The organism is Streptomyces sp. NPDC007084 (genome assembly GCF_040703595.1).
GTDB lineage: Bacteria > Actinomycetota > Actinomycetes > Streptomycetales > Streptomycetaceae > Streptomyces.
The window spans coordinates 95,894-121,567 of the sequence record NZ_JBEYFY010000004.1 but is presented as its reverse complement, the minus strand read 5'-3'; the positions used below and the strand labels follow the sequence as shown (position 1 = coordinate 121,567).

Below are 25,674 nucleotides of genomic sequence, written 5' to 3'. Positions count from 1 at the left end.
AGGCCGGGCGGGGGAGACCCGTACGCGGAGGGAGTGGACATGGCTACTGGCAACCCGGAGGGCAAGAAGCGGCCACCGGAGGAGCAGCGGCTGGGCCCGGTGCTGCGCAGGCGGGACCAGGTGCAGGCGAGCACCACGGACCAGCGGCTGCTGGACGCGGGAGGCCCGTCGGACTGGGTGCACACCGACCCCTGGCGGGTGCTGCGCATCCAGTCGGAGTTCATCGAGGGTTTCGGGACACTGGCCGAACTGCCGCCCGCGATCAGCGTGTTCGGGTCCGCCCGGACACCGGCCGACTCGCCCGAGTACGAGGCGGGTGTGGCGCTGGGCCGGGGTCTCGTGGAGGCCGGGTTCGCGGTGATCACCGGTGGTGGCCCCGGCGCCATGGAGGCTGCCAACAAGGGCGCCTGCGAGGCGAAGGGCATCTCCGTCGGACTCGGGATCGAGCTTCCCTTCGAACAGGGGCTCAACCAGTACGTCGACATCGGCCTGAACTTCCGGTACTTCTTCGTCCGGAAGATGATGTTCGTCAAGTACGCGCAGGGCTTCGTGGTCCTGCCGGGCGGACTCGGCACCCTGGACGAGCTGTTCGAGGCGCTCACCCTGGTCCAGACCCAGAAGGTCACCCGGTTCCCCATCGTGCTGTTCGGCACGGAGTACTGGGGCGGCCTCGTGGACTGGCTCCGGCACACGCTCATCGCCCAGGGCAAGGCCTCCGAGAAGGACCTGCTGCTGTTCCACCTCACCGACGACGTGGACGAGGCGGTCGCCCTGGTGTCGAAGGAGGCGGGCCGCTAGGACGGTTCGCCTGCGCGGCGCGGGCCCGGTGACCGGCCCGGGAGGGAGACCGATCGGGGTCCGGTCCGGGAGGGCGACCGGGTCCGGTCGGGAGGGGGTGCGGGTCGAGTCCAGTCCCTCCCGGTCCGGTGGTCCGGTGGTCCGGTGACTCCTGGCTACGCCAGCCCGCGCCGGGCCACCGCCGGCGGCCGGTGGCCCGCGATCGACGCCACCATGTCCAGCACCTGCCGAGTCTCGGCCACCTCGTGGACGCGGTACACCTGCGCCCCGAGCCACGCCGAGACGGCGGTCGTCGCGAGAGTCCCGACGACCCGCTCCTTGACCGGCTTGTCGAGGGTCTCCCCGACGAAGTCCTTGTTGGACAGCGAGACGAGCACCGGCCAGCCGGTCCCGACCATCTCGCCGAGCCGCCGGGTCGCCTCCAGGCTGTGCCGGGTGTTCTTCCCGAAGTCGTGCCCGGGATCGATGAGGACCGACTCCCTGGGCACCCCGAGGGAGACCGCCCGCTCCGCCAGCCCGAGCGTCACCCGCAGGATGTCGGCCATCACATCGTCGTACGCGACCCGGTGCGGGCGGGTCCGCGGCTCCGCCTCCCCGGCGTGCGTGCACACCAGCCCCGCCCCGTACCGGGCGGCCACCTCCGCGAGACGCGGATCGACCCCGCCCCAGGCGTCGTTGAGCAGATCGGCGCCGGCCTCGCAGACCGCCTCGCCGACCTCGTGCCGCCAGGTGTCGACGCTGATGACGACGTCGGGGAACGCGCGGCGCACCTCCGCGACGAAACCGACCGTCCGGCGCGCCTCCTCCTCGGCGGTGACCTCCTCGCCCGGTCCCGCCTTGACCCCGCCGATGTCGATGATGGCGGCGCCCTCGGACACCGCCTGCTCCACGCGCGCGAGGGCGGGTTCGTCGCGGAAGGTGGCTCCCTGGTCGTAGAACGAGTCCGGGGTCCGGTTCACGATCGCCATGATCACCGGCTCCCGCGCGTCGAATTCACGCCTGCCCAGCCTGAGCATCCCCTACGACCTCTCCCAGTGACTGCCGCCGATAAGCCGCCTGCGACCTTAACTGTCAGACTCGCATGGCACGATCGGAGCCTGGCACTTCCATCCGTACTTCCGCGCCGACGCGATCAGCGCCGGCACCAGAGCGTGGGGACCTCTAGCGATGTTCATGTTCTTGTTCCTGGTCGTCGCGCTCGCCGTCGTGGTCGCCGCGGTCACCGTGTCCGTGGTGGGCGGCGGCGAGAGCACCCCGCTCCCCGACGCCGAGCCCGAGCGCCTGCACGACCCGCTGCCGTACGACCGTCCGGTGCACCGGGGTGACGTGGACGCGCTGCGCTTCCCGGTCACCGTGCGCGGCTACCGCATGGCGGACGTCGACGACGCGCTCGGGCGGCTGAGCGCCGAGATCGGCGAGCGGGACGCGCGGATCGCCGACCTGGAGTCCGCGCTCGCGGGGGCCCGCGCGGCGGGCGCCCCCACCTCGCCGCGCGAGGACGCCGAGGACGAGCGGTGAGCGACGCCCTGCTCGGCCCCGACGGCGTACCGCGCTGCCCCTGGGCGCTGTCCACCGAGGATTACGTGGCGTACCACGATGGGGAGTGGGGCCGCCCGGTCCACGGCGACGACGCCCTCTACGAGCGGCTGTGCCTGGAGGCCTTCCAGTCGGGCCTGTCGTGGATCACCATCCTGCGCCGCCGCCCCGGCTTCCGTGCCGCCTTCGCGGGCTTCGAGATCGCCAAGGTCGCGATGTTCACGGACGCCGACAAGGAGCGGCTGCTCGGCGACCCCGGGATCATCCGCAACCGCGCCAAGATCGAGGCGACGGTCGCCAACGCGCGCGTGCTGGCCGACTGGGCGCCGGGCGAGCTGGACGAGCTGATCTGGTCCTTCGCCCCCGACCCGGCGACCCGCCCGGCGCCGCGCGCGCTCTCCGAGGTCCCCGCCGTCACCGACGAGTCGACCGCCCTGTCCAAGGCCCTGAAGAAGCGCGGCATCCGCTTCGTGGGCCCCACCACCGCCTACGCCCTGATGCAGGCCTGCGGACTGGTCAACGACCACCTGGCCGACTGCGGAGTCCGCGACACGCCGTGACGGCCGGCGGCCCCGGGCCTCGGAGTCGTGAGGCCTCGGCGTCCTCGAATGAGACGCCCAGGGGCCCCGGCGTCGGTCAGCGGCCGAGATACTTCGGCTTCTCCTTGGCGACGAACGCCTGGACCGCGATGGTGTGGTCCTCGGAGGAGCCCGCCCGCGCCTGGAGTTCGTCCTCCTTCTCCAGGGTCTCGTCGAGGGAGTGCGTGAGCCCGAACGCGAGGGACTCCTTCAGCGCGGCGTACGCCAGGGTCGGCCCCGCCGCCAGCGCCCGCGCCACCTTCTCCGCCTCGGCGCGCAGCTCCGCGGCCGGCACCAGCTTGTTCGCGATCCCCAGGTCGTAGGCCTCCCGCGCGCTGATGCTGCGCGGGAAGAGCAGCAGGTCGGCCGCGCGGCTCGGGCCGACCACCCGGGGCAGCGTCCAGGACACCCCGGAGTCGGCGGTCAGCGCGACCCCGGCGAAGGAGGTGTTGAAGGCGGCCGTCTCGGCGACGACGCGGTAGTCCGCCGCGAGCGCGAACCCGAAACCGGCCCCGGCGGCGACGCCGTTGACCCCGGCGACCACCGGCTTCGCGGCGCCGGTGAGGGCCCGCACGATGGGGTTGTAGTGCTCGCGCACGGTGCTCATCGTCCGGCCCTCGCCGGACTCCTTGTCGGCGGCCAGCAGCCCGATGTGCTCCTTGAGGTCCTGCCCGACACAGAACGCCCGCTCGCCCGCGGCGGTCAGCAGGATCGCCCGCACGCCGTCGTCCCCGGCGGCCTCGCGCGCCGCGTCGCGGAGGGCGACCTTGGTCGCGGTGTCCATCGCGTTCATCGCCTCGGGGCGGTTCAGCGTGATCGTCGCGAGTCCGTCGCTCACCTCGTAGAGCACGGTGTCGGCCATGGTGGGTCCCCTCCGGTGTCGCGGCTCCGTCGTACCGGCCGGTACGTCCTGTCCGATGACAGCATGACGGAGATCACCGGCGGCGGAGCCGGGCGGTCATGTGACCTGCGTCAAAGAATTCCGTGCCCTGGAAGTCCATGCGGCGGCGCAGTATCGCAGTCACATCGCCGAATTGAGTGGTTTTGCTCAAGCGCGTTGCGCAAGCGATGCCGACTGATGTTGGTCATCGGGTCCTGAGATGCGGGATAATGGCCTGGAAGCAATGTGTTCGATGCCGGTGACGTGTGTCCTATGAGTGGACGTGCGTGCCCTCCGAGGGGGCCGTCGGCGACGATGAGCTGGTTTCAGGAAGGGGAACGAGCATGGCGGCCATGAAGCCGCGGACGGGCGATGGCCCGCTCGAGGTGACCAAGGAGGGGCGGGGCATCGTCATGCGCGTTCCGCTCGAAGGCGGCGGTCGGCTCGTCGTCGAGCTGACCCCTGACGAGGCCGACGCGCTCGGCGACGCCCTCAAGAAGGTCGTCGGCTGACGCGGAACGCGACCATACCTCTTCGGCTTCCCCGGCACCGCACCTGGTGTCGGGGAAGCTGTCTTTTCGGACGGGAAACCCTGCCCCTCCGCCCCGGCCGGAGTGCTCGACGGCAGCGTACTGCCAGGTCAGAGACGTGCGAGGGGTGATACGTGGAGCGGCGGCGGGCGGGCGGGTCAGCGTTTGACCGCGCACAGCAGGCCGTCGCCCACCGGCAGCAGGGACGGCACCAGCTCCTGGCTCTCGCGCACCGCGCGCAGCAGTTCGCGCAGTCGGCTCACCTCCACCGGCTGCGGCCCCGAGTCCACGGTGCGGCCGTCCGCGAAGACACCCTCGAAGACGACGAGCCCGCCCGCCCGCAACAGGCGCAACGATTCAGCGAGGTAGTCCAGGCACTCCAGACGGTCGCCGTCGCAGAACACGAGGTCGTATCCGGCGTCCGCGAGACGGGGCAGGACCTCCAGCGCCCGGCCCGGGATGAAGCGGGCGCGGTTGCTGGCGAAACCGGCGGCGCGGAAGGCCTGACGGGCGAACTGCTGGCGCTCCGGCTCAGGGTCGACCGTGGTCAGTACCCCGTCCGGCCGCATGCCGTGCAGGAGATGGATTCCGGAGACGCCGGTCCCGGTCCCGATCTCGGCGACCGCCTTCGCGTCCACGGTGGCGGCGAGCATCCGCAGCGCGGCCCCCGTGCCGGGCGACACCGAGCGCAGGCCTGCCTCGCGGGCCCGGTCCCGGGCCCAGCGCAGCGCCTCGTCCTCGGCGACAAAGGCGTCGGCGAACGCCCAGCTCGTCTGCCGGTTGCCGGTAATGACCCTCTCCTGTCCCCGTGGATGCCTGGGCGTGACTGTATCCGTTGGTGCCGGGAACCTGCTGATGGGACCGGGCGTTTAGAGGGGTGGGGAAACAGAGCGGGGGAGAGACGATGGATCGGTATACGGAGCGGGGTGACGGGCAGGTGCTGACGCACCCATATGAGCCCGTATCAAATTCTCGTAAAACCGCTTATCCGGAGCTAACGGGCGAGGTGGCTATGGTAGGGGCTCCACTGGACACCACCAGAGCCGACAGGGGAGGTGCGGCTGCGCCTGTGGATCGAGGCGGTGTGCTCCGGCGGCTGCTCAGATCGGCGGGTGAGCCGAAATCCGTGACCGACAACGCTGACCAGTCCCACGCCGCTGCCCCTGTGCAGACCGCGACGTTCACCACCGACGCGGAGTCGCAGCCGTGGACTCCGCCCACGTGGGAGGAGATCGTCAGCACCCACAGCGGCCGCGTCTACCGCCTCGCCTACCGCCTGACGGGCAATCAGCACGACGCCGAGGACCTCACCCAGGAGGTCTTCGTCCGCGTCTTCCGCTCGCTGTCCACCTATACGCCCGGCACCTTCGAGGGCTGGCTGCACCGCATCACCACCAACCTCTTCCTGGACATGGTGCGCCGAAAGCAGCGCATCCGTTTCGACGCCCTCGGCGAGGACGCGGCCGAGCGCCTGCCCAGCAGAGAGCCCTCCCCACAGCAGGTCTTCAACGACGCGCACTTCGACGCCGACATCCAGCAGGCGCTGGACACCCTCGCGCCCGAGTTCCGCGCCGCCGTCGTCCTGTGCGACATCGAGGGACTGTCGTACGAGGAGATCGCCGCGACCCTGGGCGTCAAGCTCGGCACGGTCCGCTCCCGGATCCACCGCGGCCGCTCCCAGCTCCGCAAGGCCCTGGCCCACCGGTCTCCCGAGGCCCGCGCCGAGCGACGCTCGTTCGCGGCCCGCGTGCCCGTGCTGGGGGGAGGGGGCGCGACCGCGTGAGTGGCACCCGTCCCACCCCTGCCGAGCAGCATCTAGGGGACCGACTTTCCGCCCTGGTGGACGGAGAGCTCGGTCATGAGTCGCGCGACCGTGTCCTCGCCCACCTCGCGACCTGCGCGAAGTGCAAGGCCGAGGCCGACGCCCAGCGACGCCTGAAGAACGTTTTCGCGGAAATGGCCCCGCCGCCTCCGTCCGAGAGTTTCCTTGCCCGCCTCCAGGGGCTGCCCGGCGGAGGGGACTCCGACAGCGCCTCGCCGCTCGGGGGAGGCGCGTTCGGAGGAAGACTTCCCGGCGGCTCCGCCGGACCGGGCCTGCCCGGCGTCTTCGGAATGCGGGACGAGCCCTTCGGCTACCTGCCCGCGGGGCCGCACGCCGATGTGCTGCCCCCCTCCTCGGGGCGCGGCTTCCGCATCCATGACGTCAGCCGTCACGAGGCAGAGCGGTCGTCCTCCCGCGGGCTGCGCTTCGCCGCTGCCGCGGCCGGGGCGGTGTCGCTGGCCGCCGTCGCGCTCGGCGGAGTGTCCACCGGCATCCCCGGCGACACCGTGGACGCGCGCGGCGGCTCCGGCCTCGGCAGCAATGTGACACCGGCCCGGACCCAGGGCACCGGCAGTCCCACCACCCCCGAGGCGCAGCGCCGCCGGTCCGCCGGCCCGCTGCTCGCCCAGGGCGAGCGCTCCCTCGGCAACGCGCCGGTCGCACCGACCGGGGTCTCCGCCCCGCTGTTGCCCGGAGTCCCCGCTCCGGCGAACCGCGGCGCGGACGCCGTGCACACCCTGACGACCCCGGTGGTCGCCGGTGCCGCCGCGATGTCCCCGCTCATACGCCCCCTCACCACGGCCCAGCCCGTCTCGCTCCGGACCGGGTCCCCCGCGCCGGAGGCCACCACCCCCGGCCTGCTCGCCGCCCCCGCCGCCCCACCGTCCCCGTCTTCCTCCGTGTCCCCCACCTCCCCCTCCGCTCGTACGCTCCGCTGACCACGACCGCTGCGCGGCGGCCCGCGAACCTGGTTGAATCCGGGGTGGGCCGCGCCCGCGGCATGGACCCCGGGCGTGGCGTCGACCAGTCTGTGGCGACCGTGGGCGAGTTGGGCCGCGGGCCGGGTGTGGGGAGAGCATGGACGAGGGGACGCCCGCGAAGGCGAAGTGGTGGAACAGGCCCCGGCGGGGACCGGCCCCCACGCGGCAGCTTCCTCCGCCCGCCCAGCCGAACTCCGCGCCACGGAACTCCGCGACACCGGACGCCGAGAGGCCTTCCGAGCAGGACGGCACCCACTCCTCGGCCGCCGGGACCGAGGCGGACCTCGCGGGCACGAGCGGGCCGGCCGGGGCCGGTGACACCGGGGACTCGGCCGGGGCGGGGCTCCGTGCGGGCGGCGCTCCTGGCGAACCCGGGACCCCCAGCGAACCCGGTACCTCTGGCGAACCTGGCACCCCCGGCGGCCCTGGAGCCCCCTCCGGATCGCCGGCCACCGATACCGGCACCGGCGCGAATACCGGCACCGGCGCCGACACCCGCGAGGCCACCAGCGAGGCCGCCCGCGACACCGACAGGGGCGCCGACAGGGACGTCGACCCAGCTCAACCCCCTGAGCCGCGTCGGGAGCCCCTGCCCGCCCTCGACCCCTCCCACACCCCTCCCTACGGCCGGCCCGGCCCCTGGGCCCCCGCTCCGCCCGCTCCGCACCCCACGAGCCCCCAGGGCCGGCCGGAGCCCTCCGCGCCGATCCCGGGGCAGGCCCAGGCCACCACCCCGCCTCCCGCGCCGATCCCGGGGCAGGCCCAGGCCACCACCCCGCCTCCCGCGCCGATCCCGGGGCAGGCCCACGCCACCACCCCGCCTTCGGCGGCGATCCCCGCCCAGGCCCACGCCACCCCGCCCAGCACGCGGCCCGCGCCGGCTGACCGACCCTCCGGGGTCATCCCCGCACCCCTCTCCGAGCCCCCCGCCCCCGACCCCTGGCGGAACTACGACCCCTGGCGGAACTACGACCCCTGGGCGGCGCCCGCGCCTCTTCAGGAGACCGGGCGCGTCGGGCGGACGCGGCGGAGCCTCGTGCTCGGGGCGCTCGTGCTCGCCCTGGTGTCCGGCGGCGTGGGCGGTGCGGTGGGCGTGTATCTGGAGCGCGACGCGGGGACGGCCAAGGTCGTGCTGCCGCAGGCCGCCAAGGAGGGCCCCCGCCGCGCCCCGGACAGCGTGGCCGGGATCGCGGCGCACGCGCTGCCCAGCGTGGTCACCCTGCACGTGCGGGGGAACGAGGAGGAAGGCACCGGCACCGGGTTCGTACTCGACGGCCGGGGACACATCCTCACCAACAACCACGTGATCCAGCCGGCCGGCGACGGCGGCGAGATATCCGTGACGTTCAGCGGCGGCGAGACCGCCAAGGCGAAGATCGTCGGCCACGACAGCGGCTACGACCTCGCCGTCGTCAAGGTCTCCGGCGTCTCGGGCCTCGCCCCCCTGCCCCTCGGGAACTCCGACAGCGTCCAGGTCGGCGACCCGGTCGTCGCGATCGGCGCGCCCTTCGACCTCGCCAACACCGTCACCTCCGGGATCATCAGCGCCAAGGAGCGCCCCATCACGGCGGGCGGCGACAGCGGCGACGGCACCGACGTCTCGTACGTGGACGCCCTCCAGACTGACGCCCCGATCAACCCCGGTAACTCCGGCGGCCCGCTCCTCGACTCGCGGGCCCGGGTCATCGGCATCAACAGCGCCATCCGCTCCGCCGACAACGGCACCGACCTGGAGAGCGGCCAGGCCGGTTCCATCGGTCTCGGCTTCGCCATCCCGGTGAACCAGGCCAAGCGGGTCGCCGAGGAACTCATCAACACCGGCAGCGCCACCCACCCCGTGATCGGCGTCACCCTCGACATGAACTACTCGGGGGACGGCGCGCGGGTCGGCACGAAGGCCGCCGACGGAGGTCCCCCGGTCAGCCGGGGCGGGCCCGGCGTCGAGGCCGGCATCCGCCCGGGTGACGTGATCACCGAGGTGGACGGCACGCGCGTGCACTCCGGTGAGGAACTCATCGTCAAGACCCGCGCCCACCGGCCCGGCGACCACCTCCGGCTCACCCTCCGGCGCGGCGACGACGAGCACACGGTCACCCTCGTGCTGGGCTCCGCCGACGGCGACTGAGCGGTCCCGCCGAGCCCGCCGGGGCCGGCTGAGCCCCGCCGGGCCCCGTCAGTGGGCACCCCCGGGGAGCGCCCCCGGGAGTGACGCGAACCTCACAGCGAAGGACGACACCGCAGCTCCGGACGGCAAACATCAGGGAAAACCAGAGCCACACGGAAAGTCGGAAGCCCCGGGACAGTTCCGGACGGACGGGATCGCCGGGTACCGTTGGTCACGGCCCGGACCACGGAACACTGCCGAGGGCCGAGGACCGAGGACATCGCAAGGAGCTACCAGGTGTTCAATGACATAGGACCGCTTGAGCTGGTGACGCTCGTCGTCCTCGCCGTGCTCGTGTTCGGTCCGGACAAGCTCCCGAAGATGATTCAGGACGTCACGCGCACCATCCGCAAGATCCGCGAGTTCTCGGAGAGCGCGAAGGCGGACATCCGTGACGAACTCGGTCCCGAGTTCAAGGACTTCGAGTTCGAGGACCTGAACCCCAAGGCGTTCCTCCGCAAGCAGCTCGACAACGACGAGCTGGGGCTCAAGGAGATCCGTAACGGCTTCGACCTGAAGAAGGAGATGGCCGAGATCACGGACGCCGTGCACGGCAGGGAGTCCGCCGCCTCGGACTCCGCCTCCTCGAACGGCTCGGCCGGCGGCTCCGTCGACATGACGAAGAAGCCCGAGAAGCCCGGACCGGACGAGCGCCCTCCGTTCGACGCCGACGCCACCTGACCCACCCCGCTCCGCCGGACCCCACGCGCCTCCACCCGGAATCCGCCGCGTTCCGCCGGAAAACTTGCCCCGCGCGGCCCGTTTGGGCCGCGCACACGCGCTACGCGCCGGGCGCTTTCGTCGCTGCTCGCGGCGGGGTGGCTATGCTGCCCAGTTGTTGTGCGGACCAAAGGACGCCCGAGGGGGGCGGGCCGGCCGGGTCCGCCGAGAGCGAGGAGGCGTCCGGCAGATGGAGACGACAAGTCGGGTAGGCGCGCAGGCGCCGGCCGCGGACGGCGGACAGCAGGTCCCCACCGCCCGGCGTACGGTCGACGGATACCTGCTGGCGCCCTTCCCCTGGTACGGCCTCGACGAGGCTTTCACGGGACCGCGCTGGCTGATGCAGGTGGGCACCTCGGCGGACGGCGTCGTGGAGCACGGGTCGATCGGCCACGGCGACGAGCCGGTGGTGCGCCCCGAGCCCGCCGAGGACAAGGAACGGTTCGCGGTGGTCGTCACCATCGCCGCCAACCCCGACCGGCGCAGCGCCGACGGCACGGGCCTGCTGGAGGCCACCTCGGTCTCCTCCGCGGCCTGGCTGGCCGGTGTGGGGCTGCTGTCCTTCACCTGGCCCGGCCAGATGGACCACACGCTGCGCGACGACTGGCTGGACCAGCAGACCGAGACCGCGTGGGTGCTGGCCGACGACCTGGACGGCGCGGACTGGTCCACCCTGTCCCTCCCGGTGGACGGGGTCCCGACCACCTTCCACTACCGCGAGTCCGAGTTCGGCTGGGTCCTCGCCGGCTCCACCCGGGAAGGCGTCCACGTGGGCGCGTACGGGCGGGGCATGAGCGCGTACGGCCTGGGCTTCGCGATGATCAAGGACATCGGCGCGTACGCCTAGGACAGGCCGCCGCGGCGGTACGAGAAGGGGGGCGCCGTCCGTGTGGACGGCGCCCCCTCCCTCGTAACACTCACCGCGGACGCGTACCGCGCACCGGCGTTCCCGCGAGGCGGGATCCCCGAGACACGAGGCGCCGGGTGTCTTAGAACTTGTTGCGCGGGGTGATGCCCAGCGACATGCCCGACAGGCCGCGCTGCCGGCCGCCCAGCTTGCCCGCGATGGCGCGCAGCGCCGCACCGGCCGGGGAGTCGGGGTCGGAGAGGACCACCGGCTTGCCCTCGTCGCCGCCCTCGCGCAGCCGGACGTCGATCGGGATGGAGCCGAGGACCGGAACCGACGCGCCCGTGGTGCGGGTCAGACCGTCGGCGACCGTCTGACCGCCGCCCGTGCCGAACACGTCGACCATCTCGCCGCAGTGCGGGCAGGGCAGCCCGGACATGTTCTCGACCACACCGACGATCTTCTGGTGGGTCTGCACGGCGATGGAACCCGCGCGCTCGGCGACCTCGGCCGCCGCCTGCTGCGGGGTCGTCACGACGAGGATCTCGGCGTTCGGGACGAGCTGGGCCACGGAGATCGCGATGTCGCCGGTGCCCGGCGGCAGGTCGAGGAGCAGCACGTCCAGGTCGCCCCAGTACACGTCCGCCAGGAACTGCTGGAGCGCGCGGTGCAGCATCGGGCCGCGCCACACCACCGGCGCGTTGCCCGGCGTGAACATGCCGATGGAGATGACCTTCACGCCGTGCGCGGACGGCGGCATGATCATGTTCTCGACCTGGGTGGGACGGCCGTCCGCGCCGAGCATGCGCGGCACCGAGTGGCCGTAGATGTCGGCGTCCACGACACCGACCTTGAGCCCGTCGGCGGCCATCGCCGCCGCCAGGTTCACGGTGACCGAGGACTTGCCGACCCCGCCCTTGCCGGAGGCGACCGCGTACACGCGGGTCAGCGAGCCGGGCTTGGCGAAGGGCACCTCGCGCTCGGCGGTGCCGCCCTTCAGCGCGGTCGCCAGCTCACGGCGCTGTTCGTCGCTCATCACGTCGAGTTCGACCTCGACCGCGGTGACGCCCTCGACCCGCGCGACCGCCTCCGTCACGCGCTGGGTGATCGTGTCCCGCATCGGGCAGCCGGAGACCGTGAGGTACACGGCGACCGCGACCGTGCCATCCGCGCCGATATCCACCGACTTGACCATCCCCAGTTCGGTGATGGGTCGGTTGATCTCGGGGTCGTTCACCGTCGCCAGTGCTTCACGCACCGCGTCTTCCGTAGCCATAGGGACGATGGTACGGCGCTTCCCAGGGGCCCCGGAAAGCCCCGTCACCGGTCGTCTACGTCACGTGCCCGCGACCGTTCCGCCGGGAATACGACCCGGCCGTCCCCGGACCCCTCCGCGTACCGCTCCTCCAGCTCCTTGACCAGGTCCTGCAGCTCGGAGCGGATCCAGTCGCGGGTGGCGACCTCGCCGAGGCCCATCCGCAGGGCGGCGATCTCCCGGGTGAGGTACTCGGTGTCCGCGATGGACCGCTCGTTCTGCTTGCGGTCCTGTTCGAGGTTGACCCGGTCGCGGTCGTCCTGCCGGTTCTGCGCGAGCAGGATCAGCGGGGCCGCGTAGGAGGCCTGGAGCGAGAGCATCAGGGTCAGGAAGATGAACGGGTAGTTGTCGAAGCGCAGGTCGCGCGGGGCGGAGACGTTCCACACCACCCACAGGATGATGATGATCGTCATCCAGACGATGAACCGTCCGGTACCCAGGAAGCGGGCGATGCGCTCGGAGAGCCGCCCGAAGGCCTCCGGGTCCCACTCGGGCAGGAACCGGCGCCGCGGCGGCATCGGCTGGTCGAGCCGGCCGCGCCGCCGGGGCGCCGCGGTGACCCCGGTGGCCGCCCGTTCACGGTTCTCGCGCTCAGCCGCCATGCCGTCCCCCTCCGCCGGAACCGTCACCCGGGCCCGCCACCGCGTCCCCGCCCGCCGGGGCGCCCTCGGCGCGGTCGTCGGGCACCTCGCCGCGGACCGCCTCGTGCACATCCTCCGGGACGCTCTCGTCCAGGTGGAACTCCGTCTCCCGCCAGTCGTCGGGCAGCATGTGGTCCAGTACGTCGTCCACGGTCACCGCGCCGAGCAGCGAGCCGCTCTCGTCCACGACGGGCGCCGCGACCATGTCGTAGGTGGCGAAGAAGCCGGCGACCACGGGCAGTTCGTCCTCCGGGGCGAGCGGCTGGAGGTCGTCGTCGACGAGCGAGCCGACCAGGGTGAACGGCGGGTCGCGCAGCAGCCGCTGGAAGTGCACCGCGCCCAGGTACTTGCCCGTCGGGGTCTCGTCCGGCGGGCGGCACACGTACACCTGGGCGGCGAGCGCGGGGGAGAGGTCGGGGTTGCGGACCCGGGCGAGTGCGTCGGCGACGGTCGCGTCGGGCCGCAGCACGATCGGCTCGGTGGTCATCAGACCGCCCGCCGTGCGCTCCTCGTACGCCATCAGCCGGCGCACGTCGGCCGCCTCGCCCGGCCGCATCAGGGTGAGCAGCCGCTCCACGTCCTCGGTGGGCAGTTCGGCGAGCAGGTCGGCCGCGTCGTCCGGGTCCATCGCCTCCAGGACGTCGGCCGCACGCTCCTCCTTGAGCTTGCCGAGGATCTCGATCTGGTCGTCCTCCGGCAGCTCTTCGAGGACGTCGGCGAGCCGGTCGTCGTCCAGGGCCGCGGCCACCTCGCCGCGCCGCTTCGGCGAGAGGTGGTGCAGGACGTTCGCCAGGTCGGCCGGGCGGAGCTGCTCGAAGGTGGCCAGCAGGCTCTCCGCGCCCTGCCCGTCCTCCTCCAGGGAGATACCGGTGACGGCCGACCAGTCGACGGTCAGCGTCTCGCCCTTGGCCCGCCGGAAGGCGCCCCCGCCGCGTCCCTTGCGCACGAAGACCCGGTCGATCTCCCAGTCGCGGCGGGCCGGGAGCTGCTGGATCGACACGTCGAGGACGGTGACCTCCTCGCCCGTCTCGGCCAGCGTCACGAGCCGGTCGAGGAGTTCGCCGAAGACGAGCCGTTCGGTGGGGCGCTGCTCGAACCGGCGGACGTTCAGCACGCCGGTCGAGATGACCTGGCCGGACTCGATGCCGGTCACCCGGGTCATGGGCAGGAAGATCCGGCGGCGGGTGGACAGCTCCACGACGAGCCCGAGCAGCCGCGGCGGGCGCCGGCCCACGCGCAGCATGGCGACGAGGTCCCGCACGCGGCCCACCTGGTCGCCGTTGGGGTCGAAGACGGCGACACCGGCCAGGTGCGAGACGAAGATCCGGGGGGCACCTGCGGCCATGGTGCGCGCCTCCTTCGCCTCGGAGCACTCTGTGCCGGTCTGTCCGCTCGGGTGGGCTTCAGGCTAGCCCGTCCCGGTCGGATACGCCCTGGTGGGCGGTCCGGACGGACTGCCTCCGCCGGGTGGCCGCGGCACCGGTACGCTGCCGTACGCCGCCAGCACCGCGCACGAGAGGCAGCCCCACCTGTGACTGCAATTTCCCCGGGCCGTACCCGCAGAGTCGCGATGGCGAGCGCCGTGTGCGCCCTGGCCGTGACCGGGATGACGGGGCTGACGGGCTGCGGCGGCGACGACCCGGACGCGGGCACGAACGGCGTCGGCAAACTGCCCGCCGCCACCATCCAGGCGAAGACGAAGAAGGCCGCCGAGGACGCGAAGACCGTACGGCTGTCCGGGACCGTCGTGTCGAACGGGACCACCTACACCCTCGACATGCGCCTCAAGTCCGACGGCGGCACCGGGTCGGTCACCTCCAAGGGCGCCGGTTTCCGGCTGCTGCGCGTCGGCGAGCACCTCTTCCTCAAGGCCGACGCCGCGTTCTGGACCCACCAGGACGGCAAGGACGGCGGCCACGCGGCGGACACGGCCGCGGCGGACAAGCTGGAGGGCAAGTACGTGAAGGTGCCGACCGGCGATCCCGCGTACAAGCGGTTCAGCGGCTTCACGGACAAGGACGTCCTGCTCGACGGGCTGCTCAGCCTGCACGGCACGCTCGCCACGGACGGCCACCACGAGCAGTCCGGGGTCCGCACCATCCGCATCACCGGCGACAAGGGCGCGGGCGGCGCCCTGGACGTCTCCCTGAAGGGCACCCCGTACCCGCTGCTGCTGGTCCGCGCGGGCAACGCAGGCACCCTCCGGCTGACCGACTGGGGCAAGGACTTCCCGCTGGAGGAGCCCGCCAAGAGCGAGACGGTCGACTACGGGCAGCAGCTCCCCACCTCGTAGCGCGCAGCGCGCGGTTCGCGTCTCGCAGGTCGCGGTGCGCGCCCCGCGCCGCCGGCCGCCGACCGGCGGCCTTCCGTCGGCGGTGCCCGCTAGCCGCGGGCGCGGCGCCCCCGGCGCTTGAACAGGAGCCGGGGGAGGGCCGCGGGGACCTCCTGGCGGGTGGTCGCCGCGCTCGGCACCGGCCGCCGCGCGAGGGAGTCCTCGGGCAGCGCGGCGGTCGCCCCGGTCGGCTCCAGGCGTACGAGCCGGCACTCGCGGGCCCAGCGCTGAGGCATCGCCTCGCCGTCGGGCGCGTTCAGCCGCTTGCCCTTCAGCTCGCCGACGGCGGCCTCCCACTCCGGGGTGCCCGCGGCGAGTTCGGTGACGCGGGCGGCCCAGGACACGAGCCGGCCGCCCTTGTCCTTGCCTCGGACGGTGACGACCGCCTCGCCGCCGTCGGCCAGACCGGGCAGCGGCTGCTCGCCCGGCCCGTCGCCGACCAGGAAGGCGGCGCCGTCGTGCCACACGTGCCAGAGCGGGCGGGTGGGCACCTCGTGGTCCGGTTCGGGCCGCGCGGACAGACCGCCGGCGCGCACCCAAATCAGCCCCGACTTCTTGGTGGCCTCCTCGATGAGGGCCCGGTCGAGCAGCTCGTGCGTCATGCGCCCCAGCCTATCCAGGCACTCCCGCGCCCGGTCCGGTCAGAGCCAGCCGTTGCGCTTGAGGATGCGGTGGATGGACAGGCAGAGCCCGACCGTGACCCCCATGACCACCGGGTAGCCGTAGCGCCAGTGCAGCTCGGGCATGTGCTTGAAGTTCATGCCGTACACACCGCAGACCATCGTCGGTACGGCGATGATCGCCGCCCAGGACGTGATCTTGCGCATGTCCTCGTTCTGCGCGACGGAGGCCTGCGCCAGGTTGGCCTGGAGGATCGAGTTGAGCAGTTCGTCGAAGCCGAGGACCTGCTCCTGGACGCGCGCGAGGTGGTCGGCGACGTCACGGAAGTACTTCTGGATGTCGGGGTCGACCAGCCGCATCGGCCGCTCGCTCAGCAGCTGCATGGGCCGCAGCAGCGGGGAGACCGCCCGCTTGAACTCCAGCACCTCGCGCTTGAGCTGGTAGATCTGCCCGGCGTCCGTACCGCGCGGGCTGCCCTTGCGGCCCGGCGAGAACACCTCGGTCTCGACCTCGTCGATGTCGTCCTGCACGGCGTCCGCCACCGCGATGTACCCGTCGACCACGTGGTCCGCGATCGCGTGCAGCACCGCCGAGGGGCCCTTGGAAAGCAGCTCGGGGTCGTCCTGGAGCCGGTGCCGCAGCGCGCGCAGCGAACCCTGCCCGCCGTGCCGCACGGTGATGAAGAAGTCCCGCCCGGTGAAGCACATGACCTCGCCGGTCTCCACGATCTCGCTGGTCGAGGTGAGCCGGTCGTGCTCGACGTAGTGGATGGTCTTGAACACCGTGAACAGGGAGTCGTCGTAGCGCTCCAGCTTGGGGCGCTGGTGGGCCTGGACGGCGTCCTCGACGGCGAGCGGGTGCAGCCCGAACTCCTGGGCGATACCGGCGAACTCGTCCTCTGTGGGCTCGTGCAGGCCGATCCACACGAACCCGCCGTCGCGCCGCACCTGGCGCATCGCCTCGTGCGGGGTGAGCGGGGCGGGCGTCTCGACGCGGGCGCCGTCGCGGTAGACGGCGCAGTCGACCACGGCCGACGGGGTGCCGGGGTCACGGGTGGTGTCGTACGAGCCACTGTCCTTGCGCAGCGAGGGACGGGGGCGGACCGCGGCACGCAGGTCACGGATCATCGACATGGCAGGCTCCTTCTCGCAACGGAGGCGGCCTGCGACGGGTGGAACTACCCGGAATGGGGACGTCCTGACTGCGGATGTTTGGCACGTCCACAAAGCGGGGAGCACCGCACCGTCGCGGTGGCAGCTTCGCTACTGATTCAGATCAGACAGATCAGGGGTTCAGATCGGACAGATCAGGCGGAAACGAAGCGCTCTTCCGTGGTGCACCGGGCAACGCTGACAGGTGTGCACACGGTTGCGGGAGGCGGCAGCCGGCAGGGCTGAAAAACCAGCGGGACCAGCTACGGACTCAGCGACCGGAAGAGCGGGTGGTACTGCACGATCGACTTCGATCCATTGCAGCCCCACCTCCTCCGGTCGGTCCCCCGTGGGGGACGAGCCATCCCCCGAAGGGGAGTCTGTCTCCCTCCGAAGGGGAGTCAGATCAGTCTCAGTGCGCCGGAGCCTTCGGGGCCAACTCCCTTGGTGCCGTGAGGGCATGAGGGGTGCGTCCGTACCAGTTGCTCCGACCAGCGGCCAAGACTATCAGCGCACCGATGTGTCAAGGCGCCGCTTTGCGCGTTGTTGACCAGGGGGTGCGCCGCCCGGCCCGGTGCGAGGCCCCGCCTATGCTCGGCGCATGGCAGATGTTCTTCCCCTGGTCGAGGCCCGTTTGCGCTCCGCGCTGGGCGAACCCGACGCGCGGGCCGCGGTCACCTTCCTCGGCGCCGACCGCATCGAGGTGGTGCGCTTCACAGAGGGCGATGTCGTCCGTTACGCCACCCTCGGCATGTCGGCCCAGCCGATGGCCGACCCCACCGCGGTCCTCGCCGACCCGGTCAAGGGGCCGCGCGCCGAGCTGATCCTCTCGGTCCGCCCGTCCGGCGCCGACACCGACAAGGTGCTCCGCCCGCTGGCCGTGCTCGCCGCCTCGCCGCAGGTCGAGGGCCTGATCGTGGCGCCCGGCGCCTCCCTGGACGTGGGGGAGCCGCTGTGGCCCGGCGCGCCGTTCACCTCGGTCCTGGTCGCCGAGTCCGGCGGCCTGGTGGAGGACCTGGAACTGGACGAGCCCGCCGACCCCGTACGGTTCCTGCCGCTGCTCCCGATGACGCCCAACGAGGCCGCCTGGAAGCGCGTGCACGGCGCCGCCGCCCTCCAGGAACGCTGGCTGAACGGCGGAACGGACCTGCGCGATCCCCTGCGCAAGTCCGTCCCGCTGGACTGACCGGCCCCGGCCCGGGACTGACCGGCCCCCGCCCGGGACTGACCGGCCCCGGGCCGGCCTTGACTCGTCCGCGTGGCTGACGGGACGTCAACCGGCCCGTTCCGCGAGCCGGTCGGCGCCATCGCTCAGTTCGCGAAGACCGTGACGCCGTCCTCGGTGGCGTGCACCGGCTCCAGCTCCTCCGCCTCGTGCGTGAGGGCGCGCCGCCGGACGAGGACCACCACCGCGCCGAGCAGCGCGGTCGCCGCGGCCACCACGAACGGGACGCGGATGTCGGTCCACTCCTCGATCTTCGGCGCGAAGTACGGCGCCGCCGCCGCCGCGAACCAGCGCACGAAGTTGTAGCCGGCGCTCGCCACCGGGCGTGGCGCGTCGGAGACGCCGAGGGCCAGTTCGGTGTAGACGGTGTTGTTCACGCCGATGAACGCGCCGGACAGGATCGTGCAGACGATCGCGGTGGTGTGGTCGCCGTACCCGAGCACCAGGACGTCCGCCGCGAGGAGCACCAGCGAGCCGCCCAGCACCTTCAGCGAGCCGAACCGGGCCTGCATGCGCGGCGCCACGATCACCGAGAAGACCGCGAGCAGCACACCCCAGCAGAAGAACACCGCGCCCGACTTGTACGGCGTCATGTTCAGCACGAACGGGGTGAAGGCCAGCACGGTGAAGAACGTGTAGTTGTAGAAGAACGCGGAGGTCGCCGCCGAGGCGAGGCCGCCGTGTCCGAGGGCGCGCAGCGGGTCGAGCAGGGAGGTCTTGCGCGCGGGCTTCGGCTGCTCCTTGAGGAACGCGGTGACGCACAGGAAGCCGATCGCCATCAGGAACGCGGTGCCGAAGAACGGGTAACGCCAGCTCGCGTCGCCGAGGAGCGCGCCGAGCAGGGGGCCGCAGGCCATGCCGAGGCCGAGCGCCGACTCGTAGAGCAGGATCGCCGCCGCGCTGCCGCCGGCCGCGGCGCCGACGATCACGGCGAGGGCGGTGGAGACGAACAGGGCGTTGCCGAGGCCCCAGCCGGCCCGGAAGCCGACGAGTTCGCCGACCGATCCGGAGGTGCCGGCGAGCCCGGCGAAGACCACGACGAGCGCGAGGCCGAGCAGCAGGGTCTTCTTGCCGCCGATCCGGCTGGAGACGAAGCCGGTCACCAGCATCGCGACGGCGGTGATCAGGAAGTACGAGGTGAACAGGAGCGACACCTGGCTCGGCGTCGCGTCCAGGCCCTTGGCGATGGACGGCAGGATCGGGTCGACCAGCCCGATGCCCATGAAGGCGACGACGGACGCGCCGGCCGTCGCCCAGACGGCCTTCGGCTGACGCAGCAGCCCGCCCGCGCCCGCGTCGAACGTGTCCCCTCCGGCAGGGGCTTCCGTGTTGCTGATCATGCCCGCTCCTTCGCTGCGTACCGGCCAGATCGTTGCGCTATACACACAATAAGTTAGGTGAGCTAATTAATGCAAGCTACACGCAGTTTTGCCGCGGCTGGGGCGCGGCGGACGGGTGATCGTCCTTGACGCGAGGAAGGACGGGGAGGACCGTTGGGCCTTATGAGGGGCGAACCCAGTTGCCCGAAGTGTGGTGGCCGGGTCAGGGCTCCCGGCCTCTTCGCCGACGCGTGGCAGTGCGATGTGCACGGCACGGTGCATCCGCTGCAGCCCGTGATCCCGCCCAGCGTCGAAGCCCTCGGTGTGGTCGTGCACCGCGCCCGGGTGCCGGTGTGGATGCCCTGGCCGCTGCCCGTCGGCTGGCTTTTCACCGGCGCCTCCTTCGCCGGTGACGACCGCAGCGGCGGCCGGGCCACCGCCGTCGCCTGCTCGGGCCCGGGGCCGCTCGGCGGCATGGGCGAGCTGATCCTCGTCGCCGAGGAACTCGGCGTGGGCCTCGGCGCGCGGTACGCGGGCGTCGACGGACCGGACCCCGGCCCCCATATGAACGTCGAGAAACCCCCGCAGGCCAAGGTCCTCGCCGCCGGCCGCCCCACCCCCCTCTGGCATGTGCCCAGCGCCCCCGGCGACCGCGCCGTCTTCGCGGGCGAGGCGCTCGGCATGTGGCTGTGGGCCGTCGTCTGGCCCGAGCAGACCGGGCTCCTGATGTACGACGAACTGGTGCTGACCGACCTCCGGGACGCGGGCGCGGAGGTCGACCTGCTGCCGTGCGGGGCGCTGTCGCCGCGCATTCTGGAGCCCTGAGGGGCGTACGCCACCTGGGGGCGGGCGGAAGGGGCCGGTGTGGGCCGGCGGTGCTGCGGGGGTCGGCGTGGGGCGGCGGGACTGAGGGGGTCTGCGTGGGCCGGCGGTGCTGAGGGGATCTGCGTGGGGCGGCGGGACTGAGGGGGTCGGCGTTAGGCGCGGTGACGTCGAGAGGGTCGACGAAGGCCGGTGATGGCGTGGGGGCTGGGGGCCGGGGGGCATGGGTCGGTGTAGGCCGGTGACGGCGGTGTGCCGGAGGCGCCGGGGGTACCGGGGACGGGTGCCCGGGGGTGTCGGTGGTAGGGGGTGCACGGGCGGTTCGGGTGTGACAGGTGGGGCTCGTTTTCCCGTTATCCTTGAGCGTCCCCGTCCGCTTTCCCGGCGTCCCCGTCCGCCCCGTCACCGCTTGGAGCCCGCGTAGTGCGTATCGACCTGCACGCCCACTCCACCGCGTCCGACGGCACGGACACCCCCGCCGAGCTGATGCGCAACGCCGCCGCGGCAGGGCTGGACGTCGTCGCGCTGACCGACCACGACACCACCCGCGGCTACGCGGAGGCCGTGGCCGCGCTGCCCGAGGGCCTCACCCTCGTCACCGGCGCCGAACTCTCCTGCCGCCTCGACGGCATCAGCATGCACATGCTGGCCTACCTCTTCGACCCCGAGGAGCCCGCCCTGCTCGCCGAGCGCGAGCTGGTCCGGGACGACCGGGTACCGCGCGCCCAGGCCATGGTCGCCCGGCTCCGGGAGATCGGGGTGCCGATCGACTGGGAGCGGGTGGCGCGTATCGCGGGCGACGGTTCCGTCGGCCGCCCGCACATCGCCTCCGCGCTGGTCGAACTGGGCGTCGTCGACACCGTCTCCGACGCGTTCACCGAGCAGTGGCTCGCCGACGGCGGCCGGGCCTACGTCCCCAAGCACGAGACCGACCCCTTCGAGGCGATCCGGCTCGTCAAGGGCGCCGGCGGCGTCACGGTCTTCGCGCACCCCGCCGCCGCCAAACGGGGCCGCACCGTGCCCGAGTCGGCGATCGCCGAACTCGCCTCGGCGGGCCTCGACGGCATCGAGGTCGACCACATGGACCACGAACCGGCCACCCGGGCCCGGCTGCGCGGCCTGGCCGCCGAACTGGGCCTGCTCACCACGGGCTCGTCGGACTACCACGGCAGCCGCAAGACCTGCGCGCTCGGCCAGTTCACCACCGACCCCGAGGTCTACGGGGAGATCACCCGCCGCTCCACCGGGGCGTTCCCGGTGCCGGGCGCCGGCGGAGCCTGATCGCCCAAGGCGCCGCCCAGGCCGCCCGGGTGCCGGTCGCGCCCGCGTGACCGACCCAACCCCTCACGGTCGCGGCCTCCCACCGAACGGAACCCGCCGGTACGGCGCCTGCGCTGCCTCGCGCGGTACGGGCGGTCCGTGCCGGTGGGTGTCCCCCGGTACCGGACGGTCCTCCTGCCGGTAGGTGTCCTCCTGCCGGTAGGTGTCCGCCGGTCCGGACGGTCCGGTCCGTCTTCCGGCAGGCGCCCGCCTGCATCGGATCGGGCGGCCCCCGCCTGTGGGCGCCCCCGCCGGTGTCGGACGGTCCGTGTCGTCCCGTCGCGCGGTCGCCCTCCCCGGGGCGGCGCCGCGCCGTCGAGGTGTCCCGGGCCGCCGTCACCGGCCCGGCCCGGCCCGCAGCCCAGCACCCGGCACCCGCACGAGGTCCGTATACGGCCGGCGTATGGCCCGTACCGGCCCGCGTATGGCCCGTACACAGCCCGTGCGCGCCGGGTCCCCGTCCCGCTCCGGGACGCCCGCCCACCCCGGCGGACGGAACTCCGTCCGCCGTCGCTCACCACCCGCAAGGCTCATCCTCACCATGTTCGACGTCGCCGTCTTCGGCTCCCTCTTCCTCACGCTGTTCGTCATCATGGATCCCCCCGGGATCACCCCGATCTTCCTGGCGCTCACCGCCGGCCGCCCCGGAAAGGTGCAGCGGCGGATGGCCTTCCAGGCGGTCTGCGTCGCCGGCGGTGTCATCACCGTCTTCGGGCTCCTCGGCCACCAGATCCTCAACTACCTGCACGTCTCCGTGCCCGCCCTGATGATCGCGGGCGGACTGCTGCTCCTGCTCATCGCGCTCGACCTGCTGACCGGCAAGACCGACGAGCCGAAGCAGACCAAGGACGTCAACGTCGCCCTCGTCCCCCTCGGCATGCCGCTGCTCGCCGGGCCCGGCGCGATCGTGTCCGTGATCCTCGCCGTGCAGAAGGCCGACACGGTCGCCACCCAGGTCTCGGTGTGGACCGCGATCCTCGCGATCCACGTCGTGCTGTGGATCGTGATGCGCTACTCGCTCCTGATCATCCGCGTCATCAAGGACGGCGGCGTGGTGCTCGTGACCCGGCTCGCGGGCATGATGCTTTCCGCGATCGCGGTCCAGCAGATCATCAACGGCGTCACCCAGGTCATCCAGGGAAGCTGACGGGCGGTCCCGCGACAGGGCCCGGAAAACGCGAAACCCCGTACGGCACACGGGCCGTACGGGGTTCCGAAGTCTCTACATCAATAGACGTCCGCGGTCTGCGGCGCCGCGTCTCGGCGCTGTCAGCCGCGTCCTCGCACTACGGTAAGTATTACGAAGCGGTCGAATCGGCGGGGCGGATCCACAGACGCTGTCCTATGGCGGCGGCCTGTTGAACGATCCTGTTGACGGAGGCGGCGTCCACGACAGTGCTGTCCACGGGGGTTCCGTCGACATCGTCGAGTCGCATGATTTCGAAGCGCATGGGCTTCTCCCTTCGTCTGGTCATCCTCCTGAGGAGAACTACTTGTATGCGGGAGCCGGGGCATCCCTGTCCCGGCCTCCGTATCTATCCAACGGGATGCTTGTTACAAACATTCCCTACGCTAAGGAAATTTTTCGAGAACCTAATTACCCGCCGGTAAGCCGCGCGGGCGGAGACTGACCGCCGCCGGTTGTGTTCGCAGCGTGACCGCCGGGACAATGGACGTGATGAACGACGACCACGCGGCGCTCGCCGCCCGCATCGACCGCACGAACGAGCTGCTTCAGCGCATGCTCGCCGAGGTGGCGAAGACTCCCTCCACGCACGCGATCTTCGTCGACGCCGGCTATCTGTACGCGGCCGCGGGGAGGCTTGTCGCCGGCACGGAGGACCGCCGGTCCTTCGACCTGGACACCGAAGGCGTCATCGAGGCGTTCATCGACCGGGCCCGCACGATCTTCGCGGACAGCCGGCTGCTCCGCGTCTACTGGTACGACGGCGCCCGGCGCCGCATCCACACCTCGGAGCAGCAGTCCATCGCCGAACTCCCGGACGTGAAGGTGCGGCTGGGCAATCTGAACGCCAACAACCAGCAGAAGGGCGTCGATTCGCTCATCAGGTCCGACCTGGAGTCCCTCGCCCGGCACCGGGCCATCAGCGACGCGGCCCTGCTCGGCGGCGACGAGGACCTGGTCTCCGCGGTCGAGGCGGCCCAGGGGTACGGGGCCAGGGTCCACCTGTGGGGCATCGAGGCGCCCGAGGGCCGTAACCAGGCCGAGCCGCTGCTCTGGGAGGTCGACAGCCAGCGCACGTTCGACCTCGACTTCTTCAAGCCGTACGTGGCCCGCCGCACCGCCCAGTCGTACGACCCCACGGCGGCGGCCCGGCCCGGCAGGGAGGACGTCCGCTTCGTGGGCGCCCAGATCGCCGCGAAGTGGCTCGCCGCGCGGGGCCGCGAAGCCCTCGTGGAACTCCTGCCCGGCCACCCCTACCTCCCCGGCGCGGTCGACCAGGACCTGCTGGTCGAGGCCGAGGGAATGCTCCAGTACTCCCTGCGCGGCCAGTCGGACCTGCGCCGCGCCCTGCGGGACGGCTTCTGGGAGCATCTGCGGGCGCAGTACTAGGGGGCTTCGCGAGCGGCGACGCCGTCTAGTAGGTCAGGCACCCGGATCGCCCTCCGCTATTCGTGTGTCGGTCGACCTGCGGGTCGGTCCGTCGGTCGACTTGCCGGTCGGTCCGTCGGTCGGTCCGTCGGCCGACCTGCCGGTCGGTCCGTCGCGTCCCAGAAGGCGGCCAGCGCGCGGGCGGTCTCCAGGGGCTGGTCCGCGTTGGGGGAGTGCTCGGCGCCCTCCACGACCGTGCGCCGGGCGTCGAGCCGTACGGCCATGTCGTCCAGCAGCGGAACCGGCCAGGTGTCGTCGCGCTCGCCGGATATGACGTGCTTGGGCAGGGACAGGGCGGCCAGTTCGGCGACGCGGTCGGGCTCGGTGCAGAGCTGACGGCCCGTCGCGACGAGCTGGGCCGGGCTGTTGGCGAGCCAGCGGCGGCGCAGGTCGGCGAGGTCGTCCAGGCCCGCGTCGAGTCCGCCGGTGTCGGTCTCCTCGGGCGGCTCCATCGCCTGGATCGCGTCCCAGACCTCGTTCATGCCCATCACGGCCAGCGCGTCCCGCAACAGCTTGACGCGCTGCTGCTGGGAGGCGGAGATCTGCGCGGGGCCGGAGGCCATGAGGGTCAGGGAGCGGAAGGGGGCCGGGTCGAGCAGGACGGCGGCGCGGGCGATGTGGCCGCCCAGGGAGTGCCCCAGGAGGTGCAGGGGGCCGCCGACAGCGGCGGCCTGGGCGAGCACGTCCCGCGCCAACTCGCTCTGGGCGTAGAGCTGTTCGTCGTCCGCTGGGCCGCCGGTCTCGTACTGGCCGCGCCCGTCCACGGCAACCGTCCGGTACCCGGCGGCGGCCAGCGGCGCGTGCAGCGCGATGAAGTCCTCCTTGCTGCCGGTGAACCCGGGCAGCAACAGCGCGGTCCCCTTGAGGAACCCGTCCGGCACCGCGTCGAGCACGGCGAACTCACCCCGCGCGGTGTCCAACCGGTACGCGCGAACACCAGCGGGCGGAACAAAGGTATAGGGCCTGCTCATGCAGAGGAGGCTATCGGTCGGGGGTGCAGGCCGCGCGGGGGAGGAGGGGTGCCCGGGAGCGGGGCGCCACGGTGATGCCGGTTCTTTGGCCTGGCGGGCTACGCCTTACCGGGCCCCCGCCGGCCTCGCTCCGGGGGGACCCCGCGCCGGCCCGGCACCCGGCTCCCGGCCTCGGGCTCCCGGCCTCGCCCCGGGTGTCGGCTAGTCCCCGGTGGCACCCCACTGCCGGCCCCTTGCCCGCGCCCGCTCCCTGGGGCTCCCGGACCGGCCCGCGCCCGCTCCCTCCGGGCACCCCGCCCCAGTGTCGGGGGCCGGGAACGCCGACGGCCCGGCCCCCTCGGAAGGGGACCGGGCCGTCGGACGGGGATCAGCTCTCCGCGGGCTCCGTGGCGGCGGCCTTGCGGGTGCGGCGGCGCGGGGCCGGCTTGGCCTCGGCTTCGTCCGCGGCCTGGGCCGGGATTTCGGCGTCGGTGACGGCCTTGCGGGTG

Annotated in this window: 26 protein-coding genes; 15 read left to right on the top strand and 11 right to left on the bottom strand. The window is 72.5% G+C overall.

Going from position 1 to position 25,674, the window contains the following annotated elements:
* The first annotated feature begins 39 nt into the window (after window positions 1-39).
* On the top strand, window positions 40-798 hold the full coding sequence (locus tag AB0912_RS05590; RefSeq protein ID WP_366696646.1) for a TIGR00730 family Rossman fold protein: 759 nt from the start codon (window positions 40-42) through the stop codon (window positions 796-798).
* Window positions 799-953: 155 nt separating this feature from the next.
* Here the strand turns inward: AB0912_RS05590 and folP are convergent, their stop codons facing one another.
* Window positions 954-1,814, bottom strand: a complete 861-nt coding sequence (gene folP, locus AB0912_RS05585; RefSeq protein ID WP_366696645.1) for a dihydropteroate synthase — start codon at window positions 1,812-1,814, stop codon at window positions 954-956.
* Window positions 1,815-1,965: 151 nt separating this feature from the next.
* Here folP and AB0912_RS05580 point away from each other — a divergent pair, with 151 nt between their 5' ends.
* Together AB0912_RS05580 and AB0912_RS05575 are read left to right on the top strand one after the other, a co-directional pair.
* Complete coding sequence (locus AB0912_RS05580) at window positions 1,966-2,316, top strand: DivIVA domain-containing protein (RefSeq protein WP_366696644.1); 351 nt, start codon at window positions 1,966-1,968, stop codon at window positions 2,314-2,316.
* Window positions 2,313-2,894 carry a DNA-3-methyladenine glycosylase I gene (locus tag AB0912_RS05575; RefSeq protein ID WP_366696643.1) on the top strand — a complete coding sequence of 194 codons (582 nt, stop codon included), beginning with the start codon at window positions 2,313-2,315 and terminating at the stop codon, window positions 2,892-2,894. Before AB0912_RS05580 ends, AB0912_RS05575 begins: the two co-directional genes overlap by 4 nt.
* 76 nt (window positions 2,895-2,970) lie before the next feature.
* Here AB0912_RS05575 and AB0912_RS05570 read toward each other — a convergent pair whose 3' ends face one another.
* Window positions 2,971-3,774 carry an enoyl-CoA hydratase-related protein gene (locus AB0912_RS05570; protein WP_366696642.1) on the bottom strand — a complete coding sequence of 268 codons (804 nt, stop codon included), beginning with the start codon at window positions 3,772-3,774 and terminating at the stop codon, window positions 2,971-2,973.
* Between the two features lie 362 nt (window positions 3,775-4,136).
* Here AB0912_RS05570 and AB0912_RS05565 point away from each other — a divergent pair, with 362 nt between their 5' ends.
* Window positions 4,137-4,304 carry a DUF3117 domain-containing protein gene (locus AB0912_RS05565; protein ID WP_003966491.1) on the top strand — a complete coding sequence of 56 codons (168 nt, stop codon included), beginning with the start codon at window positions 4,137-4,139 and terminating at the stop codon, window positions 4,302-4,304.
* A 176-nt stretch (window positions 4,305-4,480) separates the two neighbouring features.
* Here the strand turns inward: AB0912_RS05565 and AB0912_RS05560 are convergent, their stop codons facing one another.
* The gene (locus AB0912_RS05560) at window positions 4,481-5,179 is read right to left on the bottom strand and encodes an O-methyltransferase (RefSeq protein ID WP_366696819.1); all 699 of its coding nucleotides are present in this window, start codon (window positions 5,177-5,179) and stop codon (window positions 4,481-4,483) included.
* A gap of 227 nt (window positions 5,180-5,406) precedes the next feature.
* Between AB0912_RS05560 and sigE the strand changes: the two genes are divergently transcribed.
* The 5 genes from sigE to AB0912_RS05535 all read left to right on the top strand — a co-directional run bounded on the left by sigE (window position 5,407) and on the right by AB0912_RS05535 (window position 10,855).
* Window positions 5,407-6,105: an RNA polymerase sigma factor SigE gene (gene sigE / locus AB0912_RS05555; protein WP_366696818.1), complete on the top strand. Its 699-nt coding sequence runs from the start codon at window positions 5,407-5,409 to the stop codon at window positions 6,103-6,105.
* A complete protein-coding gene (locus AB0912_RS05550; RefSeq protein WP_366696641.1) occupies window positions 6,102-7,082 on the top strand; it encodes an anti-sigma factor in 981 nt (326 codons plus the stop codon). Before sigE ends, AB0912_RS05550 begins: the two co-directional genes overlap by 4 nt.
* 139 nt (window positions 7,083-7,221) lie before the next feature.
* On the top strand, window positions 7,222-9,249 hold the full coding sequence (locus AB0912_RS05545) for a trypsin-like peptidase domain-containing protein (RefSeq protein WP_366696640.1): 2,028 nt from the start codon (window positions 7,222-7,224) through the stop codon (window positions 9,247-9,249).
* A gap of 276 nt (window positions 9,250-9,525) precedes the next feature.
* Window positions 9,526-9,969, top strand: a complete 444-nt coding sequence (locus AB0912_RS05540; protein ID WP_366696639.1) for a sec-independent translocase — start codon at window positions 9,526-9,528, stop codon at window positions 9,967-9,969.
* Window positions 9,970-10,198: 229 nt separating this feature from the next.
* Complete coding sequence (locus AB0912_RS05535) at window positions 10,199-10,855, top strand: hypothetical protein (RefSeq protein ID WP_366696638.1); 657 nt, start codon at window positions 10,199-10,201, stop codon at window positions 10,853-10,855.
* A gap of 142 nt (window positions 10,856-10,997) precedes the next feature.
* Here the strand turns inward: AB0912_RS05535 and AB0912_RS05530 are convergent, their stop codons facing one another.
* From AB0912_RS05530 to AB0912_RS05520, 3 genes are read right to left on the bottom strand one after another with little or no spacing between them, the layout of a single operon-like run.
* Window positions 10,998-12,131 carry an Mrp/NBP35 family ATP-binding protein gene (locus AB0912_RS05530; protein ID WP_366696637.1) on the bottom strand — a complete coding sequence of 378 codons (1,134 nt, stop codon included), beginning with the start codon at window positions 12,129-12,131 and terminating at the stop codon, window positions 10,998-11,000.
* 44 nt (window positions 12,132-12,175) lie between these two features.
* On the bottom strand, window positions 12,176-12,772 hold the full coding sequence (locus AB0912_RS05525; protein ID WP_366696636.1) for a DUF1003 domain-containing protein: 597 nt from the start codon (window positions 12,770-12,772) through the stop codon (window positions 12,176-12,178).
* Window positions 12,762-14,156, bottom strand: coding sequence for a CBS domain-containing protein (locus tag AB0912_RS05520; RefSeq protein ID WP_366696635.1), 1,395 nt, complete (start codon window positions 14,154-14,156; stop codon window positions 12,762-12,764). Before AB0912_RS05520 ends, AB0912_RS05525 begins: the two co-directional genes overlap by 11 nt.
* Window positions 14,157-14,381: 225 nt before the next feature.
* Between AB0912_RS05520 and AB0912_RS05515 the strand changes: the two genes are divergently transcribed.
* Window positions 14,382-15,104 carry a hypothetical protein gene (locus tag AB0912_RS05515; protein WP_366696634.1) on the top strand — a complete coding sequence of 241 codons (723 nt, stop codon included), beginning with the start codon at window positions 14,382-14,384 and terminating at the stop codon, window positions 15,102-15,104.
* A gap of 89 nt (window positions 15,105-15,193) precedes the next feature.
* Here AB0912_RS05515 and AB0912_RS05510 read toward each other — a convergent pair whose 3' ends face one another.
* Window positions 15,194-15,745, bottom strand: coding sequence for a hypothetical protein (locus AB0912_RS05510; RefSeq protein WP_366696633.1), 552 nt, complete (start codon window positions 15,743-15,745; stop codon window positions 15,194-15,196).
* Between the two features lie 39 nt (window positions 15,746-15,784).
* Window positions 15,785-16,897 carry a magnesium and cobalt transport protein CorA gene (locus AB0912_RS05505; protein ID WP_366696632.1) on the bottom strand — a complete coding sequence of 371 codons (1,113 nt, stop codon included), beginning with the start codon at window positions 16,895-16,897 and terminating at the stop codon, window positions 15,785-15,787.
* 619 nt (window positions 16,898-17,516) lie between these two features.
* Here AB0912_RS05505 and AB0912_RS05500 point away from each other — a divergent pair.
* The gene (locus AB0912_RS05500) at window positions 17,517-18,101 is read left to right on the top strand and encodes a suppressor of fused domain protein (RefSeq protein WP_366696631.1); all 585 of its coding nucleotides are present in this window, start codon (window positions 17,517-17,519) and stop codon (window positions 18,099-18,101) included.
* A gap of 125 nt (window positions 18,102-18,226) precedes the next feature.
* On the opposite strand, the gene AB0912_RS05495 is transcribed toward AB0912_RS05500, so the two are convergent.
* Window positions 18,227-19,480 carry an MFS transporter gene (locus AB0912_RS05495; RefSeq protein WP_366696630.1) on the bottom strand — a complete coding sequence of 418 codons (1,254 nt, stop codon included), beginning with the start codon at window positions 19,478-19,480 and terminating at the stop codon, window positions 18,227-18,229.
* A 162-nt stretch (window positions 19,481-19,642) separates the two neighbouring features.
* Between AB0912_RS05495 and AB0912_RS05490 the strand changes: the two genes are divergently transcribed.
* From AB0912_RS05490 to AB0912_RS05480, 3 genes are all read left to right on the top strand, one after another.
* A complete protein-coding gene (locus AB0912_RS05490) occupies window positions 19,643-20,284 on the top strand; it encodes a DUF6758 family protein (protein ID WP_366696629.1) in 642 nt (213 codons plus the stop codon).
* A gap of 420 nt (window positions 20,285-20,704) precedes the next feature.
* Window positions 20,705-21,562 carry a PHP domain-containing protein gene (locus AB0912_RS05485; protein WP_366696628.1) on the top strand — a complete coding sequence of 286 codons (858 nt, stop codon included), beginning with the start codon at window positions 20,705-20,707 and terminating at the stop codon, window positions 21,560-21,562.
* A gap of 580 nt (window positions 21,563-22,142) precedes the next feature.
* Complete coding sequence (locus tag AB0912_RS05480) at window positions 22,143-22,748, top strand: MarC family protein (RefSeq protein ID WP_366696627.1); 606 nt, start codon at window positions 22,143-22,145, stop codon at window positions 22,746-22,748.
* Window positions 22,749-22,899: 151 nt separating this feature from the next.
* Here AB0912_RS05480 and AB0912_RS05475 read toward each other — a convergent pair whose 3' ends face one another.
* The gene (locus tag AB0912_RS05475; protein ID WP_106983652.1) at window positions 22,900-23,052 is read right to left on the bottom strand and encodes a hypothetical protein; all 153 of its coding nucleotides are present in this window, start codon (window positions 23,050-23,052) and stop codon (window positions 22,900-22,902) included.
* A gap of 218 nt (window positions 23,053-23,270) precedes the next feature.
* Between AB0912_RS05475 and AB0912_RS05470 the strand changes: the two genes are divergently transcribed.
* On the top strand, window positions 23,271-24,176 hold the full coding sequence (locus AB0912_RS05470; protein WP_366696817.1) for an NYN domain-containing protein: 906 nt from the start codon (window positions 23,271-23,273) through the stop codon (window positions 24,174-24,176).
* Between the two features lie 56 nt (window positions 24,177-24,232).
* On the opposite strand, the gene AB0912_RS05465 is transcribed toward AB0912_RS05470, so the two are convergent.
* On the bottom strand, window positions 24,233-25,186 hold the full coding sequence (locus AB0912_RS05465; protein WP_366696626.1) for an alpha/beta fold hydrolase: 954 nt from the start codon (window positions 25,184-25,186) through the stop codon (window positions 24,233-24,235).
* Window positions 25,187-25,674 lie beyond the last annotated feature (488 nt).